This window comes from Acetobacter malorum (genome assembly GCF_002153605.1).
Lineage (GTDB): Bacteria > Pseudomonadota > Alphaproteobacteria > Acetobacterales > Acetobacteraceae > Acetobacter > Acetobacter malorum_A.
Window position 1 is genome coordinate 204,428 of sequence record NZ_JOPG01000001.1, and the last position, 17,673, is coordinate 222,100.

19 protein-coding genes and 1 riboswitch are annotated in these 17,673 nt (G+C 60.7%); of the genes, 7 read left to right on the top strand and 12 right to left on the bottom strand.

The genetic code is table 11. From position 1 onward, the window contains the following. Positions 1-51 precede the first annotated feature (51 nt). The gene (locus HK23_RS00875; protein WP_086652513.1) at positions 52-438 is read left to right on the top strand and encodes a VOC family protein; all 387 of its coding nucleotides are present in this window, start codon (positions 52-54) and stop codon (positions 436-438) included. A gap of 214 nt (positions 439-652) precedes the next feature. After that, positions 653-1,594 carry a metallophosphoesterase family protein gene (locus HK23_RS00880; RefSeq protein WP_086652514.1) on the top strand — a complete coding sequence of 314 codons (942 nt, stop codon included), beginning with the start codon at positions 653-655 and terminating at the stop codon, positions 1,592-1,594. Between the two features lie 61 nt (positions 1,595-1,655). Here the strand turns inward: HK23_RS00880 and HK23_RS00885 are convergent, their stop codons facing one another. From HK23_RS00885 to crcB, 3 genes are all read right to left on the bottom strand, one after another. After that, positions 1,656-1,862 carry a cold-shock protein gene (locus HK23_RS00885; RefSeq protein ID WP_043551757.1) on the bottom strand — a complete coding sequence of 69 codons (207 nt, stop codon included), beginning with the start codon at positions 1,860-1,862 and terminating at the stop codon, positions 1,656-1,658. A 177-nt stretch (positions 1,863-2,039) separates the two neighbouring features. Next, positions 2,040-2,732, bottom strand: a complete 693-nt coding sequence (locus HK23_RS00890) for a M23 family metallopeptidase (RefSeq protein ID WP_086652573.1) — start codon at positions 2,730-2,732, stop codon at positions 2,040-2,042. Between the two features lie 70 nt (positions 2,733-2,802). Then, complete coding sequence (gene crcB, locus HK23_RS00895) at positions 2,803-3,255, bottom strand: fluoride efflux transporter CrcB (protein ID WP_086652515.1); 453 nt, start codon at positions 3,253-3,255, stop codon at positions 2,803-2,805. Positions 3,256-3,337: 82 nt separating this feature from the next. Continuing rightward, positions 3,338-3,403: riboswitch (Fluoride riboswitch) on the bottom strand. A 264-nt stretch (positions 3,404-3,667) separates the two neighbouring features. Between crcB and HK23_RS00900 the strand changes: the two genes are divergently transcribed. After that, complete coding sequence (locus HK23_RS00900) at positions 3,668-4,681, top strand: DMT family transporter (RefSeq protein ID WP_179193752.1); 1,014 nt, start codon at positions 3,668-3,670, stop codon at positions 4,679-4,681. Between the two features lie 95 nt (positions 4,682-4,776). Here HK23_RS00900 and HK23_RS00905 read toward each other — a convergent pair whose 3' ends face one another. From HK23_RS00905 to HK23_RS00915, 3 genes are all read right to left on the bottom strand, one after another. Then, a complete protein-coding gene (locus HK23_RS00905) occupies positions 4,777-5,544 on the bottom strand; it encodes an SDR family NAD(P)-dependent oxidoreductase (protein ID WP_086652516.1) in 768 nt (255 codons plus the stop codon). A 61-nt stretch (positions 5,545-5,605) separates the two neighbouring features. Beyond that, the gene (locus HK23_RS00910; RefSeq protein ID WP_086652517.1) at positions 5,606-6,997 is read right to left on the bottom strand and encodes an inorganic phosphate transporter; all 1,392 of its coding nucleotides are present in this window, start codon (positions 6,995-6,997) and stop codon (positions 5,606-5,608) included. A 129-nt stretch (positions 6,998-7,126) separates the two neighbouring features. Further along, positions 7,127-7,636, bottom strand: coding sequence for an RrF2 family transcriptional regulator (locus HK23_RS00915; RefSeq protein WP_086652518.1), 510 nt, complete (start codon positions 7,634-7,636; stop codon positions 7,127-7,129). A gap of 90 nt (positions 7,637-7,726) precedes the next feature. On the opposite strand from HK23_RS00915, the gene hmpA reads away from it, so the two are divergent. The 4 genes from hmpA (at position 7,727) to HK23_RS00935 (ending at position 11,215) form a co-directional block, all read left to right on the top strand. Then, positions 7,727-8,974 carry an NO-inducible flavohemoprotein gene (hmpA, locus tag HK23_RS00920; protein WP_086652519.1) on the top strand — a complete coding sequence of 416 codons (1,248 nt, stop codon included), beginning with the start codon at positions 7,727-7,729 and terminating at the stop codon, positions 8,972-8,974. Between the two features lie 20 nt (positions 8,975-8,994). After that, the gene (locus HK23_RS00925; protein ID WP_086652520.1) at positions 8,995-9,423 is read left to right on the top strand and encodes a DUF488 domain-containing protein; all 429 of its coding nucleotides are present in this window, start codon (positions 8,995-8,997) and stop codon (positions 9,421-9,423) included. Positions 9,424-9,779: 356 nt separating this feature from the next. Continuing rightward, positions 9,780-10,619 (top strand): formyltetrahydrofolate deformylase, encoded by an 840-nt coding sequence (gene purU / locus HK23_RS00930; protein WP_086652521.1) that lies wholly within the window; start codon positions 9,780-9,782, stop codon positions 10,617-10,619. Between the two features lie 17 nt (positions 10,620-10,636). Continuing rightward, positions 10,637-11,215 carry a CPBP family glutamic-type intramembrane protease gene (locus tag HK23_RS00935; RefSeq protein WP_086652522.1) on the top strand — a complete coding sequence of 193 codons (579 nt, stop codon included), beginning with the start codon at positions 10,637-10,639 and terminating at the stop codon, positions 11,213-11,215. 86 nt (positions 11,216-11,301) lie between these two features. Here HK23_RS00935 and HK23_RS00940 read toward each other — a convergent pair whose 3' ends face one another. The 6 genes from HK23_RS00940 to HK23_RS00965 all read right to left on the bottom strand — a co-directional run bounded on the left by HK23_RS00940 (position 11,302) and on the right by HK23_RS00965 (position 17,673). Continuing rightward, positions 11,302-12,924, bottom strand: a complete 1,623-nt coding sequence (locus HK23_RS00940; RefSeq protein ID WP_086652523.1) for a PepSY-associated TM helix domain-containing protein — start codon at positions 12,922-12,924, stop codon at positions 11,302-11,304. Beyond that, positions 12,921-13,223, bottom strand: coding sequence for a hypothetical protein (locus tag HK23_RS00945; RefSeq protein ID WP_086652524.1), 303 nt, complete (start codon positions 13,221-13,223; stop codon positions 12,921-12,923). The genes HK23_RS00940 and HK23_RS00945 overlap by 4 nt, the downstream gene beginning before the upstream one ends. Further along, on the bottom strand, positions 13,220-13,513 hold the full coding sequence (locus tag HK23_RS00950; RefSeq protein ID WP_086652525.1) for a hypothetical protein: 294 nt from the start codon (positions 13,511-13,513) through the stop codon (positions 13,220-13,222). The genes HK23_RS00945 and HK23_RS00950 overlap by 4 nt, the downstream gene beginning before the upstream one ends. Further along, positions 13,510-15,756: a TonB-dependent siderophore receptor gene (locus HK23_RS00955; RefSeq protein WP_231888409.1), complete on the bottom strand. Its 2,247-nt coding sequence runs from the start codon at positions 15,754-15,756 to the stop codon at positions 13,510-13,512. Before HK23_RS00955 ends, HK23_RS00950 begins: the two co-directional genes overlap by 4 nt. Before the next feature lie 121 nt (positions 15,757-15,877). Continuing rightward, on the bottom strand, positions 15,878-16,462 hold the full coding sequence (pnuC, locus tag HK23_RS00960) for a nicotinamide riboside transporter PnuC (protein WP_086652526.1): 585 nt from the start codon (positions 16,460-16,462) through the stop codon (positions 15,878-15,880). Next, positions 16,459-17,673 carry a phosphotransferase enzyme family protein gene (locus HK23_RS00965; RefSeq protein ID WP_086652527.1) on the bottom strand — a complete coding sequence of 405 codons (1,215 nt, stop codon included), beginning with the start codon at positions 17,671-17,673 and terminating at the stop codon, positions 16,459-16,461. The genes pnuC and HK23_RS00965 overlap by 4 nt, the downstream gene beginning before the upstream one ends.

A 17,673-nucleotide genomic window follows, 5' to 3' on the forward strand; every position in this document is an offset into this window, starting at 1 on the left:
GTATCGCGCTACTCTGCGCCCTCCCATACCGGGTAAGGAGAAAAACGCTTCATGTTCAGCCACATCATGCTTGGCAGTAACGATATTGCCCGCTCCAAACGGTTTTATGATGCCACGTTGGGCGCCATGGGCTGCGCCCCTGCGGAACCCAACGCCAAGGGCCGCCTGTCCTACACGCATCGCGGAGGCCGACTGGTTATTACCAAACCGCTGAACGGCCAGCCCGCCACCGCAGGCAATGGCAGCACCATTGGCCTTGCCATGGCCAGCCCGGAAGAAGCCGATGCCTGGCACAAAGCCGGTGTTGCCAATGGTGGAGAAGCAATTGAAGATCCGCCGGGCGTGCGCCACACCCCCAATGGCGACCTCTATCTGGCCTACCTGCGGGACCCGGACGGCAACAAGCTCTGCGCCCTCTACGTCATGCCTGCCAAATAACCCTGCCTTCCGGCAGCGGACTGCTTAAAGCCTTAAAGCCCGTTTTCTGACTTATCTGATCAGGAAACGGGTTTTTTGTATCTTCACCGCGGCATACCATTCACCCGCACTCGCGCAGAGTATGAAACATTTATGACAGATCTGGCAGCGCGCGCCATTTTGCGCACAGTGGGGGCCTGTTCACTCCCTTGCCCCACAGATGGAACCGCCGCTCATGGTCCAGTTCAACCGCCGCACGTTTCTTTCGCTAACAGCGGGCCTTGCCTTTACCCCGCTTACACGCTCGCTCGCTGCCGTGCCCAACCGGCCACCGCTGCGCAAGCATGATCCCTTTACCTTCCTGTTCATTACCGACACGCATCTCCAGCCGGAACTGAACGCCAACGCCGGTTGCCACAGCGCCTTCCTGAAAGCCCGCGCTGTTCCGGCCGATTTTGCCATTCAGGGTGGTGACCATGTGTATGACGCTCTGGGCGTAAACGCGGGCCGCGCCAACATGCTGATGGATTTATACAAGCGCACGGCAGATGACCTCACGCTGCCGGTGCATCACACCATTGGCAATCATGACTGTTTTGGCGTGTATACCAAAAGCGGCGCACAACCGACGGACCCGCTTTATGGCAAGAAATATTTCGAAGACCAGTTCGGCCAGCTCTATTATTCCTTCGACCATAAAGGCGTGCATTTTGTGGTGCTGGATTCCATCGGCATTACGGATGACCGGATGTATGAAGGCCGGATTGATGCACAGCAGATTGGCTGGCTGAGCCGGGATCTTGCCGCCCAGCCCAAAGGGACGCCGATTATTATCGTCACCCACATCCCGCTGGTCACAGCAATTGAAGATTATGACGTCCGCTCTACAAAGCCGGAAAAACATCACGGCATCAGTGTGGTGAATGCGCATGAGGTGCTGCCACTGTTCGACACGTATAACGTGATCGGCGTGCTACAGGGCCATACCCATATTGTGGAACGCGTGGAATGGCATGGTGTGCCCTACATTACCGGGGGTGCGGTGTGCGGCAACTGGTGGCACGGCACCCGCCTCGGCACGCCAGAGGGCTTTATGGTGGTGGATGTGGAAGATGGCATTTTGAAAACCCGCTATGAAACCTACGGTTTTCAGAGCATTGAGCCGAAAAACACCTGAAACAGAAAAAGCCGCCCCAAAGGGCGGCTTTTCCACACAGCAAATCTGCGGCTTAAAGCACTTAGAGTGCTTTAATGCTCACTGCAGATGTCTTGCCGTTACGACCAGCTTCGAGCTCGTAAGAGACTTTCTGGCCTTCATTCAGAGTGTGCATGCCAGCGCGCTCAAGTTCAGAGATGTGAACGAACGCATCCTGACCACCATCTTCCGGCTGAATGAAACCAAAACCCTTGGTGGGGTTAAACCATTTTACGGTGCCTGTTGCCATAACAAAGGCTCCTTCACAAACAAACGCGGTCGTGCACAAAACACACACGAAATCATAACTTTTAAGGAGATATACCGAACGCAACACGCGCCGAAAACCCGGATAAAAGCACCCGCTGGCCACTGTGGTGCGCCTATCCGGGGTAGAATGCAAGGGAATTCCGCATGCCGAGCGAAATCAGTTGTCGGTCATACCCGCAATTTTGCCCAGAGCCCGCAGATCCCAGCGGATTTGCAGGGGTTCACCCCCGCGATACGCTCCCACATGAATATGCGGATTCCGCGCCACGCCGTTATTGCCATCAATCGCCACAACCTGACCGGCTGTCACGTGGTCCCCCACCTTCACAACCGGCTCGGTCAGATGCGCGTAGACAACAGTCACGCCGTCAGCACGTTCAAACACCATGAAGCTCGCCGGTGGTTTGCCCATGTTCCCGGGGGTATTGGTCTCAGTATTGAGGTGGATATATTTCACCACGCCATCAATCGGCGCATGCACAGGCGTGTGCCAGCCATACCAGTCGGTATTTTTCGTGCCGTCACCCCGATACATCTTGGCAAAGCCGTGGTCGCTCTCAAAACCGCCCACCACCATGCAGTCCGTGCCCAGCGCATCCCCCGCACCGTGCAACTGGCCGAGCGGATGCTCCGAGCAGGCATAGGGCTTCTCAAACAGCGGAGCCAGCGTGACCTGATGAATTTCTGCCGGATCATCCACCCAGCTTTCCAGCCCCGGCGGCATCCCCATGGCCTGAAGCTTCTGGTCCAGCCTGTGCCGCTGCTCAGCGGTGGGCGTTGCCAGAGCGGGCGCACTCAGGCTCCCCATTATCACGGCCAGCATCATGGCCCCGGACAAAACCTGCTTCATCACGCCTCTCATTCCGAATTGGAAATGAGATTGCCCTGCACAATCCTGCAACACAAGAGCAGGGCCGGTTTTACCCCTCCATTTCCCCTTCCATGTCACTCTGTTCCTCCGCCTGCGTCAGCTGCATGGGCTGGCCGTTCAGATGCGTGGCCAGCAGGTGGCCGAGCGAGACGGCACTGATGCACAGCAGGACAGACAGCGTGACGTTCGCCAGCGCCCGCCCCCATGCTTCACTGCGCAGCAGGTCCAGCGTTTGCAGACTAAAGGAAGAAAACGTGGTGTAGCCGCCGCACAGGCCCATCATGACAAACAGGCGCGTATTGTCAGAAACCGGGTAGCGCCCGTCCGCCAGCGTGAGCGTGCTGAAAAAGCCGATGATGAACGACCCCACTACATTGATGCCCACAATGGTGCCCCACGGCATCATGCGGCTGAAGGGGGCGGTCAGCATCGTCATCATATAACGCGCCAGCGTGCCCAGCGCACCGCCAAGCATGACCAGAAGACAGGACGTAAAAGACATTCTCGGGCCTTTCATTCTGGCGGGCTTTCCAGAACGCCCGCCGTGCTATGGCGGGAACAAGACACACGTCTCCCGCCAGTTGGTTACGGCAGGAGTCATCAGCCCTTGCAAGGGCGGTTAAAGGGGGAACCCCATCCCCTTGAGCCGTTTATAGAAGCTCCGTCCCGCTGGCTCAATCGTCTCTCTAGCTGCGCGTCATTGTTTTGTCATTCCACAACGCTCCGCAGTCTTCTCCGCCCTTCAGGCCAGTAAAACGTGCAAGGCACCCTTGCCCTGGCCAAAACCTGCGCAAATGTACTTCCAACCTGCGCCGTTTTTGCTTATTGCGCGGGAAGAAGCCGGAACATGCCGGTGTGCAAGAACACAATTCTCTCACCCCGCGGCTCGACCTTCAGAACAGTACAGGCAGTATATGGACCCCAAAATTCTCTTCTCCGGCATTACGCTGGCTCTGGGGGCGTTTGCCTCCTTCGCTATCAGTGATGCCTTCTCCAAGCTGCTTGGGGGACGGCTCGACCCGTTTGAGGTCGCCTTCTCCGGCGGGGTGTTCGGCCTGCTTCTTCTGCCGTTTATCCGCAAGCCGGAAGAGTCCTACAGCGATGTCTTCCGCACGCAGGAGCCCGCCATGTGGGTGCTGCGGGCCGTATGTACGTTTGTGGCCACAGCAGCCAGCGTGGAAGCCTTCATGCTGCTGCCTATGCCGGAAGCGCTCTCGCTGATGTTCCTCATGCCGCTGTTTGTCACCATTCTCTCCGTGGTGCTGCTTAAGGAGAAAGTGACGGCCTGGGCCTGGCTGGCCGTGGTGCTGGGCTTTATTGGTGTGCTGATTGTGCTGCGCCCCGGCGTGCGCGCGCTCCACTTTGGGCATCTGTGCGCTTTGATTGCCGCCGTCGCCAACGCCGTGAGCGTGATTGCTTACCGTCTGGCCGGGCAGGACAGCGCGCGGCTTTCCTTGTTTGGCTCCAGTCTGGTTGGCCCGCTGGTGGGCAATGGCGTGCTGATGTGGGCACACGCCACATGGCCGCACGGCGTCAGCACATGGGTCTATCTGTTTGGCTATGGCTTTCTGGCAGCACTCGGCCAGTTGCTGATGATGATGGCCACGGCCCGCGCCCCCGCCAACCGCGTTGCTCTGCCGCAATACAGCCAGATGGTGTGGGGCGTGGCGCTTAGTTATCTGGTGTTCCATCAGCCGCTGGATGGCTGGACCTTTGTGGGGATTGTGGTTGTCACCTTCTCCGGCCTGCTCAACTGGATCCGCCAGCGCATCCGGTATGAACGCATGGCCATGAAGGAGCGTCTGGAACGCATGCAGGCCAGAAAGGCCGCCAAGGCTGCGGAAAAAATTGCCGCCAAACAGGCCAAGGAAAAAGCCCTGCGGGACCGCCAGCAGGCCATTGCGAGCAAAATCGCGCCGACCAAATAAGCCGGGCCTCGCAAGACAGATTACCTGACACAAAAAATGCCGTGCCCTTTTCCAAAGGGGGCACGGCATTTTTATATGAAACGCAGGGAGGGCTGTTACTGCGCCATTGTCCTATCAACCGCCAGACCGGCAGAGGCCTGACAGGTGGGCATCATTTCCACGGTGTTGATGTTCACATGCGCGGGGAGTGCGAGAACCCACGCCACCGTTTCCGCAATATCGTCCGGCAGCAGCGGCTTTGTTCCGTTATACACGGCATCCGCCTGCTTTTTGTCACCCAGCCGGACTTCACTAAACTCACTGCCGCCACACAGGCCCGGCGCAAGGGTTGTGGCCCGTACCTGCTTGCCCAGCAGATCACTCCGCAGGTTGCGCATGAACTGCTCCACAAAGGCCTTGCTGGCCCCGTAAACATTGGCCCCCGGATACGGATACGTGCCCGCCGTGCTGCCCAGTGAGATAACGTGCCCGTTATTGCGCGCCACCATGCCCGGCAGCAGCGCACGGGTAATTTCCACAAGCCCGGTGACGTTGGTGGCAATCATGCGCTCCCAGTCCGACGGTTTGGTTTCCCACGCCTTTTCCAGCCCGAGGGCCAGACCGGCATTGTTCACCAGCACATCCACCTCCTGCCAGCCTTCCGGCAGTGAGGCCGGGAGGGCCTGCACAGCGGCGGTGTCCGTCACATCAAGCTGAAACGGCAGCAGCGCGGGGCCAGCCTCCTTCGCCAAAGCGTCCAGCCGCTCCTGCCTGCGGCCTGTCGCGATAACGCGATAGCCATCCTTCACCAGCCGCAACGCAATGGCATGGCCAAACCCTGCCGTGGCACCGGTCACCAGAACTGTCTTGAGGGGCTGTGTCATTGCTCTCTTCTCCATAAAGGGGGAACTCCTGCCCCATCATGCGTCAAAAGAGCGGGGACTGTCACGGACTCAGCAGGTAAAACAATCCCGCCGCCATCACGATCGTTACCGGCAGCGTCGCAATCCATGCCAGTGCAATGCGCCCCACCATGCCGCCCTGCACACCGCTGCCTGCACCCAGCATGCTGCCTGCAATCCCGGCGGTGATGATGTGCGTGGTGCTGACAGGCAGGCCGGTATAGCCGGCTGTCAAAATCAGGCCCGCCCCGACCAGTTCGGCAGACGCCCCTTGTGCCGGGGTTAAATGCGTGCGGCCAATCTTTTCACCCAGCGTGCGCACAATGCGCTTATAGCCAATCATGGTGCCAAGGCTGAGGCAGACGGCACTCAGCAGCCGCACCCACCAGGGCGCAAATTCCACCACAGGTTGTAACCCCTGCCGCAGCTTTTTAGCCTGCGCACGCTCGGCCCCCGGCACGGTGGAGACATGCTCAACCTGCTTCAGCCCGGCCAGCACTTCAAACACATCGGCCCGCTGCGCCACAACCGCACGAGGGCCAGCCTGCGGAGCAGCCCCGGCGAGAGATGCTGCGGCCTCACCCTCCGCTTTCAGGCGCGCCGCAGCAGCCAGAGCCTCCGCGCGCAGGCCGTTATGATCATACTGGGTCAGCAGGGTTTCAATCTGCGTGGCCTGCACAACAGGCAACGGCAGGCGGTGGGCTTCAAGCGGGTTGAGCGCATACAGGGCGGGCATCAGCCCAACCACCGCCAGCATGATCAGGCCGATACTCTTCTGCCCGTCATTATTGCCATGAGAAAAGCTCACCCCACTGCAACTGGCCACCAGCAGCCAGCGCACCCAGCCACGCGGCGGCTCATGCCCCTGGGGGGGCTGATACAGCACCGGGTCCTTCACCACGGCGCGCATTGCCAGATAGAACAGCGCGGCCCCGACCAGCCCCAGCAGGGGGGAGACGGCCAGCGCTTCCAGCACCTTGGTGACCTGATGCCAGTCCACCCCCTCGCTCAGGCTGCGCGTATGCACCAGCGCATCACCAATGGCCACGCCCACAATCGCGCCAATCACGCAGTGTGAGCTGGAGTTGGGGATGCCCGCCCGCCATGTAAGCAGGTTCCACACCAGCGCCGTGCCAAACAGGGAGAGCAGCATGGGCACCGCAGGCGTGCCATCCGGTGGGGAAAGCACATCCGGCGGCAGCAGTTCCACCATGGCGTAGGCCACACTCAGCCCGCCGGTCAGCACACCCAGAAAATTCATGATGCCCGAAAGCACCACCGCCGTCCCCGCCCGGAGCGAGCGCGTGTAGATGACCGTCGCCACAGCGTTGGCGGTGTCATGAAACCCGTTCACAAACTCAAACACGCAAACCAGAAGGCCGCACACCAGCAGCGCGATAATGGAAGACGGTGAGTCTGGCGTGAAATGCAACATGAGAAAACGGACAGCCCTTCTTTTGTGCCGCCCGTTGATAGAGGAAGGCGCTCCGGTTTTTAATCCGTTAAATCGATTTTAAAAGACCAAGTTGCATTCCGGGGGACAATTGAGAGCGGGAAAGGCCAATTATTCTGCTGTTTCAGCGGCCTTTGGCGTGGGATTTGCCGTCTTTTTTTCTATACCGGGCGTGGCTTCACGCAGCGTCCTGATCTCATACGGGCGCAACAGGTCCGCCAGTGTGCGACCATCCAGCACGGTCATGAACGCCCCCAGCGCCTCCCCCAGCAGCCCCCGCAACGTGCAGCCGGAGGCCAGAACACAGCCCTCACCGGCTCGGGTACTGTCCTTGCCGGGCGGGGCCATGCAGCCGACCAGCGCCATGTCATCCTCGGTGTGGCGTACCACGTCGCCCAGGTTGATCTGCTCGGGCGAGCGGGAGAGCATCAGGCCACCATTACGACCGCGCAGTGTGTCTATAAAACCACCCTTACCCAGATGGTGGATGACCTTCACCAGATGATTTTCTGAAATCCCATAGGCCTGCGCCACCTCGCGAATGGAAACGCGACGGTCTGCGTGCACGCCCAGATAGAGGAGCGTTCGCAAGGCGTAGTCTGTGTAAAGGGTCAGGCGCATGGCCCCAGTTGTAGTCCGGTTGACAGGGTTTTTGCCAGCGTTCTATAAGATGTATGGAATATACACCTTAAAGAACAGGAGACCGCTCCCATGGTCACGCCTCTCGACGACAAGACCCGCGCCATCGTCACCGCCTGCGTTCCGGCACTGGAAGCGCACGGCGTGGCCATCACGACGGAGATGTACAAACGCCTGCTGGCAGACCCCGCCATCAGCGCCCTGTTCAATACCGCCCACCAGCAGAATGGCAGCCAGCCCACCGCCCTCGCACTGGCCGTGCTGGCGTATGCCCGCAACATCAACAGCCTTGATCAGCTTGGCGGCATGGTGGAACGGATTGCAGAAAAACATGTGGGGCTGAACATCCTGCCCGAACATTACCCGCATGTTGGCCGTGCCCTGCTGGGCGCCATTGCGCAGGTGCTGGGGGATGCCGCCACGCCGGAGATCATGGACGCATGGGCCAAAGCCTATGGTTTTCTGGCGGATGTGCTGATCAGCCGGGAGAGCCAGATTTACAAGGCGCACGAAGCCGCCCCCGGGGGCTGGGCAGGCTGGCGGCCCTTTACCATCCGGCACCGCACGCCGGAGAGCGCACTGGTCACCTCCTTCGAGCTGGAGCCAACGGACGGCAAACCCGTTATGGCCCACAAGCCCGGCCAGTATCTCAGCTTCTCCATCACCGTGCCCGGCCACGGCAACCAGCGGCGCAATTACAGCATTTCCTCCGCGCCCAATGGCCGCAGCTATCGCATCAGTGTGCGCCGGGCCGAGAAAGGGCTGGTGTCACGCTGGCTGCATGACAGCGCACAGGTCGGGACAGAAGTGCAGGTCTCAGCCCCTGCCGGGTCCTTCACGCTGCCCACGCCGCAGTCCGCCCCGATTGTACTGCTGAGTGCCGGCGTCGGGCTGACCCCGTTCATCGCCATGCTGGAAGCCCGCGCTGCTGCCGCTGCACACGGGTGCCCGGCCAGCGCCCACGCGCCGCTGCACTACATTCACGGCACGGACACCCCGCAGACGGAAGCCTTTGGCGCGCTGGTGCGGGACCTGTCTGCCAAAGAGGCAATCACGGCGGATGTTTTCTACACGCACAGCCCGGCAGACACACTGGCCGCTCAGGCCGCGTCCGGCACCACACCGCATGCCGGACGCATCACGCTGGAATGGGTCAGGGCCAACACGCCCGCAGACGCCATTTATTACCTGTGCGGCCCGGAGTGCTTCATGCAGGAAATGATGACCGGCCTGTGCGCTGCGGGCGTGCCGGAAGACCGCCTGCGGCGTGAAGTCTTCGGCCCCGCCACAACGCTGGATGATGCGCTGAACGCTGCCTGATTTTAGAAGGACTTTTTCTTATGCCCGCACAGTCAGACACTCATCATTCTCCGTCTGCCGCGCACTGTGCGGGCCTTCAGACCCGCCGTATTTATGAAGCCCCTCAGCCTACAGACGGCACCCGCGTTCTGGTGGACCGCCTGTGGCCGCGTGGCGTGAGCAAGGAACGCGCAGCGCTGGACCTGTGGCTGAAGGACATTGCGCCCTCTACCGAGTTGCGCCAGTGGTTCGGGCATGACCCGGCCCGCTGGACCGGCTTCTGCCAGCGCTACCGGGCCGAGCTGGACGCCAACCCCGCCTGTGTGGAACAGCTTGAAACACTGGCGCGCAAAGGCCCCCTCACCCTGCTGTTTGGTGCCAGAAATACGGAGCAGAACGAGGCGGTGGTTCTGGCCGCTTACCTGCGGGAGCGTTCAGCCCAGCAGAACAGAACAAACCGGGAAACGTGAAAAAAATACTCAGCCTGTCAGCCATACACAAAACTATCCACAGACTTTTCCCACAGTCTTTCCCCGCCTTCTGTGGATAAACAAAGGCTCTTCTATAGGAGCATAGCTGGTATAAATGGCTGTTTTCTGCGTCTCAGAGCTTTTGTGATATTTTTGTGATTGACTCATCTGCCTGATGGACAGTGTTAACGATTCGATAAAGAGGCGAGTCATCCACATCATCGGCTGTACACCCGCGCTCTCTGGCGAGTCCTGCGGCTGGTTGCCGTATGGCCCGGCCCTTGGCACACTCCACGCCCTCTCAGGCCCTGCGTCCTTCCGGCAGGGCTGGCCGATACAAGGACCGCTGACGCGCCATGCACTTTACCCTGACGTTTTCCTGCCCGGACAAACCGGGCATTGTTGCTGCTGTTTCCACCGCTCTGGCAGACAAGGGCGCGGACATTCGGGAAACCCACCAGTTTAGTGACCAGACTGCCCGCCGCCTGTTCATGCGGCTGGCCTTTACCTCCCCCGTTCCCATGGAGGACATCCGCGCCTGTCTGGACCCGGTTAAAACCGAGTTCGGCATGACCATGCGCCTGCATGACGCTGCGGTGCTGCCGCGCCTGATTATCATGGTCTCAAAGTTTGACCACGCGCTGCTCAACCTGCTGTATCAGGTGCGCGTCAACTGGCTGCGGGCTGAGATTGTGGCCATTGTCTCCAACCATCAGGACAGCGCCGCCACCGCCGCACAGGCAGGCATTCCCTACTATTACTGGCCAGTTAACAAGGACAACAAAGCCGAGCAGGAAGACCGCCTGCGTGCCCTTGTGGCGGAAACAAAAGCCGACCTGATTGTGCTGGCCCGCTATATGCAGGTGCTGTCCGATGCGTTCTCCACGGAAATGAGCGGACGCATTATCAACATCCATCACTCCTTCCTGCCGTCCTTCAAGGGGGCGCGGCCGTATCATCAGGCCTTTGCGCGGGGCGTGAAGCTGATTGGCGCAACCGCCCATTACGTCACGCCGGATCTGGATGAAGGCCCGATTATCGAGCAGGAGACCGCGCGCGTCACCCACAGCCTGTCCGCCGAGGATTACGTGGCGGCTGGCCGCTCCATTGAATCTCAGGTGCTGGCCCGTGCTGTTAAACTGCATGTGGAACAGCGCGTGATGCTCAACGGCCACCGCACCATCATCTTTTCCTGACAGCAAAGCCTGCACCCATGCCCTTCCCAGACCAGACGACAGAGGCCCCCACGCCTGAGGCTGACAAGACTGGCAACGCTGAGCAGGCTGAAAACCGCTTTGCTATCAACTGGCGCTATTGCCTGCGGTGCCTGCTGGCTCAGGCCATTCTGTGTCCGCTGGGGCTGATGATTTTGTCGCTCTGCGGGAGTGTGGACAAGGCGTCCAATCCGGCCTCTCTCCCGCTGTTTGCCTTCACAGCCATGCTGGCTGCGCCCGTGTTTGAAACCTTTATTTTTTTCTATCTGCCATACGCATTTTTCCGGCGGTTCATCAAAAATCAAGGCTGGCTGTGGGGTTTATCTTTTGTAACCACCACCCTGCTCTTCACGCTGGACCACCATAGCAGCGGCAGTCCCATCACCCCGCACCGCAACTGGCCCATGGCGCTGGATGTCGGGCTGAGCGGGTCTGCCTGCTTCTTTGCCTGTTTTTATCTGACGACCCGATCCCGCCGCGGCAGCCCGTTCTGGACCACTGCTGCCTGCCACGCGCTGTATAATACCGGCGTCACCGCTGTGGTGGCTGCACAGATGGCGCTGACCGGCACGCACTAAACCGAGAAGATGTTACGCACACTGCGATTTAAGAACATCACTCTCAAGGGTCGTTCAGGCGGTTGTTGAGATAAAAAAGAGTTCTCTTAAATCTCCCGCGTATGCTTCGCCGCACTGGCAAACAGAAACACACTCAGCAAAGCGGCCATAACCGCAACACCCAGCCCTTCCGGTGTGCGCAGCAGATGCGCCCCGTGCAGGCAGAGCATGAGCGGGACACACGCTGTCACCACACCCGCAGCCGCCAGCAGCAGCCGGATGCCACGCTGGCCGGGCAGGCAGAATGCCGCCGCCACAAACACACAAAACACGCTGTAATAAACAGCAGAAACTGCACCATAGCTTCCGCCATAGGGTAACAGAGGCACCGCGCAGAACACGGCGGAAATCCCCGCCACACAGCCCGTCGTGCAGCCGGATGTGAGAGCCGCCAGCAGCTTTGTGCCGCGTGTTTCCACCACCAGACCGCTTTCCCGCTCACGCCGCCTGCGGCTGACAATCCAGAGCTGATTGCCCGTATAGAACAAAAACGCCCCGCCCAGCCCCAACACCACATACCCCCAGCGCACGGGTGTTCCGCCAAAGCTGCCAAAATGCAGAGCAAAAAACGTCGTTAAAACTGCAAATTTTGCAGGCTGATGCCCCGGCATATACTCGCCGGACTGCACCGCGCCCGTGTGGGAGTTCAGCACCACAAAGCCACCCGTCGGGCCGCGTGTGGGGTAGCGCGCATCATGCCCAAACACCCGCACCACATCCTTGCCGTGGCCAAGCTGCATGTAGTTCAGCACTTCCGGCACAAACCCCGGAGCCTGCCGCGCCATGAGCGCAAGAATTTCGGTGGGGGCCAGCACGCGCTGGGGGGCCGGAGCTGGTGCAGGGGCCGTGTCTGCCGCACCGCTGGCCGCCTGAGCCGGCCCATGCCCGTGCCCCGGACCGCCCCCATGCCCGCCATGCTCACCGCCGCGCCCTCCGCCATGCATGCCACCATGCTGACCAGCAGCAGAACCGGGAAACAGCATGTGTTCCACAGCAAAAATCTGCCCGTGGAAAGCAAACACCACGGAGGAAATCGCCATGACCAGATGGAACGGCAGTGAGAACAGCCCCAGCAGATTATGCACATCCAGCCAGCGTTTACGCACACTCTGGCCCAGACGCACCGCAAACAGCGTTTTGACCAGCGCGGGCAGATACGCAATCACCCCAGAAACAAGCGCGACAGCATAGAGCAATGCCACAGCGCCCATCAGCACCATGGCTGGCGTATGCGGCAACGGCAGACCAACCTGCTGATGCAGTACATCCACAAAATGCGCGGCCTCGGAGGGTGTTTTGGGCACCACAACAAGGTTACCCTGTGCATCCAGCCCCGCCGCCATGCTTTGCGTGGGGCCATGATGCACCTGCCCGCCGCTGCCATCCCATGTCAGGCGGCCGCGTTGTGCATCTTCCGGGGTCACGGCAATGGTGTAATCATCCCGTGCTTCCGGGTAGGCGGCCAGTGCCTTTTCCAAAAGTGCGGGCGTCTGCTCAAGGCTGACCGGCGGCGGCAGAGCTATGGGGGCTGAGGCCCAGCTTTGCAGCGGTTCCTCAAACATGGTGACAGCCCCGGCGTAAAACGCCACAAACAGGAAAAGCCCGGCGACAATGCCCACCCAGCTATGAACATCACGGTAAAGCTGCACGAGGTCCGCACGCAGTTTCATAAAAGGACACTCCGCAGCACAACAAACAGGCCCCAGACCACACCATTGGCCACAATCAGCACGCCCCATGCCTGAAGCCCGGAACGGAACAGGAAACACACGCTGAGCAGTGCGCTCCACAAAAGGGCGGCCATCCACATCAGATACTGGCCGGAGGCTGAGCGCGGGCTACCGTCCGTATGGCACAGCACGCCTACAAGCCCCATCAGCCCGCACACCAGCACGCCGCCCGCAAACACTGCCGCCAGCACTTTGAAAAACCAGTTCTTGCTGCTCAATTTCTGCGCCGTCCGGCTCATGACACATCCTGCCCCCGGCGCGCCAGCGCCACACAGAGCGGCAGGATGGACCACACGCTCATCAGCACCACGCCCAGTGCAAACACGGCGGTAAACACCCCCACCACCTGGCAGAACAGCCCCAGCGCCACCCCGGCCAGAGCAGACGCAAAACCCAGCGCGGCCCCAACCGGCAACGCCTTACGCAACAGCAACTGGCGCGGGGCGGCCAGATAGGCACTCACCCCCGCCGCCATACTGCACACCACAGCCAGAGCGCACACAGCAGACCCGAAAAGCACAGAACTCACCAACGATATTCCAGACGGCCAATCACACTGCGCCCCTGCCCGTAATAGCAGGCGGAAATGGCGGTGCAGGTCGCCACAAACCGTTTATTGGCAATGTTGCGCATATTGACGGAGAAGGTCAGACCCTTCCACTGGGGCCGCGCCGCCCCGAAATCATACCGCAGGAACATGTCAAACACCGTATAGCCGGGGATGGAAAGGGTATTGGCCGTATCGCCATAGCTATGCCCGGTATAGCGCACACCGCCGCCAGCCCCTACCCCCTGCAACATGCCGGTGCGAAAGCGTTTGTCCACAAACAGGGAGGCCATCCATTTGGGAGCCTGCGGCAGATAATTGCCTACCTGTGCGCCATAGTTGGAACGGGTGATTTTGGCATCACTCCGCGTGCCGGTGAAGATAACGGATGTATCCCACACAAGGTTTGCCCGCCCTTCCAGCTCCAGCCCGCGCACGCGGCCCTTGCCTGTCTGCACAAGGCAGGTGGAAGTGCCGCACATGGTGCCGTCCGGGTCCGGCGTGGTCATGTTGGTCTGGGTAATCTGGTAACCACCAAAGGTGATGTAGATGCTCTTGCCGTACTGGTAGCGCAGCCCGGCCTCATACTGGTCACCCTTGGTGGGTTTAAACGGCGTACCATCGCGCGAGGTGGACGGGTCCGACACCTGCGGCTGGAAGGACTGCGCGTAGCTGAAATACGGGGCCAGCCCGTTATCAAACAGATACACCGCCCCGGCCCGCCAGGTGAACGCATTGGACTTTGTGATGTAGCGTTTGTGGGTCAGGATGTTCAGCGTATCATCCCGCGCCCAGTCCTGCCGCCCGCCGATGGTGACGCGCAGGCGGTCAAACTTGAGCTGATCCTGAAAATAGATGCCATTCTGGCGGCTTTCCGTGGAGGTATAAACCTGCGGAGAAAGAGCTGCACCATACCCGGCAGAACCACGAGACTGCGGATCAAAAATATTCAGCACCGGCAGGACCAGCGAGGACTGAACCAGATCCCGGTCATGGTTCCAGTCGGTATAGAAGTAGTCCGTGCCAGCAAGAAGCAGATGCCGCACCGGGCCGGTCATCACATGGCCTTCAATCTGCGTATCCGTCGCCACACCCTGCGAGCGTCCGCGCCCTTCCACGGCACGGCGGTTAACGGTCTCACCTGCAACGCAGCCCGCTACGGTGGTGGGGCATTTGCTCAGCGTGTCACCAGAGAGCACGGTAGCGCGATAGAGTGTGTCCAGATACGTGTAACGCGTGTTGTTACGCACCGTCAGATACTTGCTGAATTTGTGTTCCAGAAAGGAGCCGATCAGCGCCTGATTACGGTCAAACGTATCCCACTTTGGCTCACCGATATTGGCATCGTTCTTGATATACCGGCCATGAGACGGATACAGCGTGCCCGTGGCGGGCAGAAACTGGAAGGTGGAGCCACCCTGATCACGCTGATACTGCGCCAGCAACGTCCATTTGGTGTTGACCGTGGGCTGCCATGTCAGGCTGGGGGAAATGTAGTAGCGGCCATTGTTCACGCTGTTGACCTGCGTGCCACCATACCGCGCCAGTGCAACAACCCGGCCCGTAACGGTGCCGCTCCTGTTCAGTTTGCCGGACAGATCGCCCGAGGCCTGCCCCTGCCCGTTATTGAGGTTGGTAAAGCCGGAGCCTTGCAGGAAGAACTCGCCCTCACTTTTGGCCGTGGGGCGTTTGGTAACAAGGTTGACCACCCCGCCCGGTGCCGTCTGTCCATATAGCGCGCCGGATGGGCCTTTGAGCACTTCAATCTGTTCCAGCGCGAACGGATCGAACGAGGTCCGGGTCCACTGCCCGCCAGACGGCAGGCGCAGGCCATCCACAAAGTTGTTGTTGGAGGAGAACCCGCCTGCGCCAAAGCCACGCACCGAGACTTCATCCACGCGGCTATCAATGCCGGAGGGTTCCGCCTGCACGCCAGCGGTATAGGACAGTGCATCGGCCACGGTGGGGGACGCCCGCAATTCGATTTCTTCCCGGCTGACAATGGAAATTGTCTGAGGGGATTCAATAATGGGTGTGCGGGTTTTGGTAGAGGCAGAGGCGCTGGAGCGGCCTGTGGCGGTCACAATCACCACCTCTGCGTTTGCGCTGGCCTTGCGCGTCTTGCTCTTCTCTGCCGATTTTTCCGTGTCGGACTGGCTCTCCGGCACAGGCAGCGTTTCCGCCACTGCGCCCGACGATGTGGCCGCGCCCGCCAGTAGAAGCACCGGGAGCACACCCTTCACAGAGCGCGAAATTCTCATAGCTACCTTGTCACCCACACATATGTTACCGATATGCGGCGCTTACGTGATAATGAGAATTATTGTCAAGTGGAGAAGAGTCCACTTACTCAAATGGCGGTTTTCCGGGTTCTGTTATAACGCAAACAGCCCGCCACTGGACCCAGCCTGCAACGGCCAGCCCGACAAAGGCGGCATAGAGTCCCGCTGTCAGATACAGCTCCCGCACCACAAACAGGCCGGTATAGAGCACGTCCACGCCAAGCCAGATCAGCCAGCAGGCCAGATAGCGCCGGGCCATCCACACCTGCCCTAAAATACTGAAGGTGCTGAGCAGCGCATCCATCAGGGGGTTGGGGTCATCCGTCCAGGTTTGCAGCACGCCACCCAGCAGCACACCGGCGGCCACACTCAGCACCACGCCGCGCACCATGATGCCACGCGGGGGCTGGACCACCTGCACCGCGCCGTCATCCTGCACGCCGCGCAACCAGCCCCACCAGCCGTAAAGCGAGAGGGCGGCAAACACGCCCTGCAACGCCGTATCCGCATAAAGATGCGCCCGCCAGAACACCGCGCCATACAGCACGGAAGCCACCAGCATGACCGGCCAGCACAGAACCGTTCTCCGGCCCGTGAGCCACACACCCGCCGCGCTGAACAGCACGGCAAGGAGTTCCAGCAGGCTCACCGTCGGGCAGCCGGGACGCGCGCCAGTTCAGTCGGCAGCCAGCCCAGCAGAGCGCGCCCTTCTCTGGAGGCAAACCAGCGGGCGTGGTCCAGCAGATACTCTGTATAAGCCACCTCGGCCGATGCCGCGTCCTTCAGCAACGTGCCGAAATACGCCACTTCCGAGAACGCAAATTCCACATGCACCAGCGGCATGAAGGCCACCAGCAAGGCGCGCTCTGCCTCGCTCAGCGGGCGCACGCTCTGGTAGCCTTGCAGCAAAGCCTGCATCTGCGGATACACCACAACGCCGGGTGATGGCAGATCGAGCCACTTCACGCCGCTGCGTTCCAGCGCTACGGCCAGATCAAACACCGCGCAGGTGCGGTCCGCCATGCCAAAATCCAGAACACTGGTCACGCCAGCCTCCGGCCCCGTTGCCCAGAGCAGGTTGGACCCGTGCCAGTCCCCATGCCCCCAGCAGGGCGTAACATCGGCCAGTAGCGGGCGAAGTTTTGCATGGAACGGTTCCAGCACCGTTTGCACATCCTGCTCCCACGGGCGGCCTGCCAGTTGCTGGGCCAGCCCCGGTTGCCGGGTGATCCATGCCCGTAGTGCAGGCAGAAGCTCCGCCTGCCCCACCGCCACCATGCCGGACACCAGCGGACAGGTCTCGCCGCGGGCGGGGGCATCAAACCCCTTCGACGCCTTATGCAGCCGCGCCAGTTCTGCCCCCGCGATACGCGCATGGTCGGTGGACTGGTAGGGCAGCCAGGACATGGTGTCCCGATACAGGTCTTCCCCCTGCGCGGGCAGAAAGACCTCGTAAGTCCAGATATCCTGCGTGACTGCTGTGGCGCCCTCCGCCGTGCTCAGCACGGTGCTGACCGGAATCCCCCGCTCCCGCAGATGCTGCATGAAGGCATGTTCCACCTCCAGCGCCGCCACGCTGCGCAACTGCGCATGATGCCGTTTGACCACAACCGTTTTCGGGCCGTCGCCTTTCAGCAACACAATACCCGCAGCGGAAAAAGGCCGCATGCTGTGCCAGAGAATGGCCGTCACGGACGGCAAAGAGGCATACTGCGCCAGAACAGCCGCCACTTCCGCCTCCGTCAGCGGTGGCCAGTCGCGCTTGTCCTGCACGCCATGCACACCAAACTGGCCCGGCGTGGTGGCCGGAGGCTGTCTGGGGGGCTGCCCGGAAAAAAGGCGGGAGAGAATACCCGTCAT

What these genes read in the sequence shown, in the direction of transcription:
- HK23_RS00875 (WP_086652513.1), top strand. Translation starts at nt 52, where the DNA reads ATGTTCAGCCACATCATGCTTGGCAGTAACGATATTGCCCGCTCCAAA.
- HK23_RS00880 (WP_086652514.1), top strand. Translation starts at nt 653, where the DNA reads ATGGTCCAGTTCAACCGCCGCACGTTTCTTTCGCTAACAGCGGGCCTT.
- HK23_RS00885 (WP_043551757.1), bottom strand. Translation starts at nt 1,862, where the DNA reads ATGGCAACAGGCACCGTAAAATGGTTTAACCCCACCAAGGGTTTTGGT.
- HK23_RS00890 (WP_086652573.1), bottom strand. Translation starts at nt 2,732, where the DNA reads ATGAAGCAGGTTTTGTCCGGGGCCATGATGCTGGCCGTGATAATGGGG.
- crcB (WP_086652515.1), bottom strand. Translation starts at nt 3,255, where the DNA reads ATGTCTTTTACGTCCTGTCTTCTGGTCATGCTTGGCGGTGCGCTGGGC.
- HK23_RS00900 (WP_179193752.1), top strand. Translation starts at nt 3,668, where the DNA reads ATGGACCCCAAAATTCTCTTCTCCGGCATTACGCTGGCTCTGGGGGCG.
- HK23_RS00905 (WP_086652516.1), bottom strand. Translation starts at nt 5,544, where the DNA reads ATGACACAGCCCCTCAAGACAGTTCTGGTGACCGGTGCCACGGCAGGG.
- HK23_RS00910 (WP_086652517.1), bottom strand. Translation starts at nt 6,997, where the DNA reads ATGTTGCATTTCACGCCAGACTCACCGTCTTCCATTATCGCGCTGCTG.
- HK23_RS00915 (WP_086652518.1), bottom strand. Translation starts at nt 7,636, where the DNA reads ATGCGCCTGACCCTTTACACAGACTACGCCTTGCGAACGCTCCTCTAT.
- hmpA (WP_086652519.1), top strand. Translation starts at nt 7,727, where the DNA reads ATGGTCACGCCTCTCGACGACAAGACCCGCGCCATCGTCACCGCCTGC.
- HK23_RS00925 (WP_086652520.1), top strand. Translation starts at nt 8,995, where the DNA reads ATGCCCGCACAGTCAGACACTCATCATTCTCCGTCTGCCGCGCACTGT.
- purU (WP_086652521.1), top strand. Translation starts at nt 9,780, where the DNA reads ATGCACTTTACCCTGACGTTTTCCTGCCCGGACAAACCGGGCATTGTT.
- HK23_RS00935 (WP_086652522.1), top strand. Translation starts at nt 10,637, where the DNA reads ATGCCCTTCCCAGACCAGACGACAGAGGCCCCCACGCCTGAGGCTGAC.
- HK23_RS00940 (WP_086652523.1), bottom strand. Translation starts at nt 12,924, where the DNA reads ATGAAACTGCGTGCGGACCTCGTGCAGCTTTACCGTGATGTTCATAGC.
- HK23_RS00945 (WP_086652524.1), bottom strand. Translation starts at nt 13,223, where the DNA reads ATGAGCCGGACGGCGCAGAAATTGAGCAGCAAGAACTGGTTTTTCAAA.
- HK23_RS00965 (WP_086652527.1), bottom strand. Translation starts at nt 17,673, where the DNA reads ATGACGGGTATTCTCTCCCGCCTTTTTTCCGGGCAGCCCCCCAGACAG.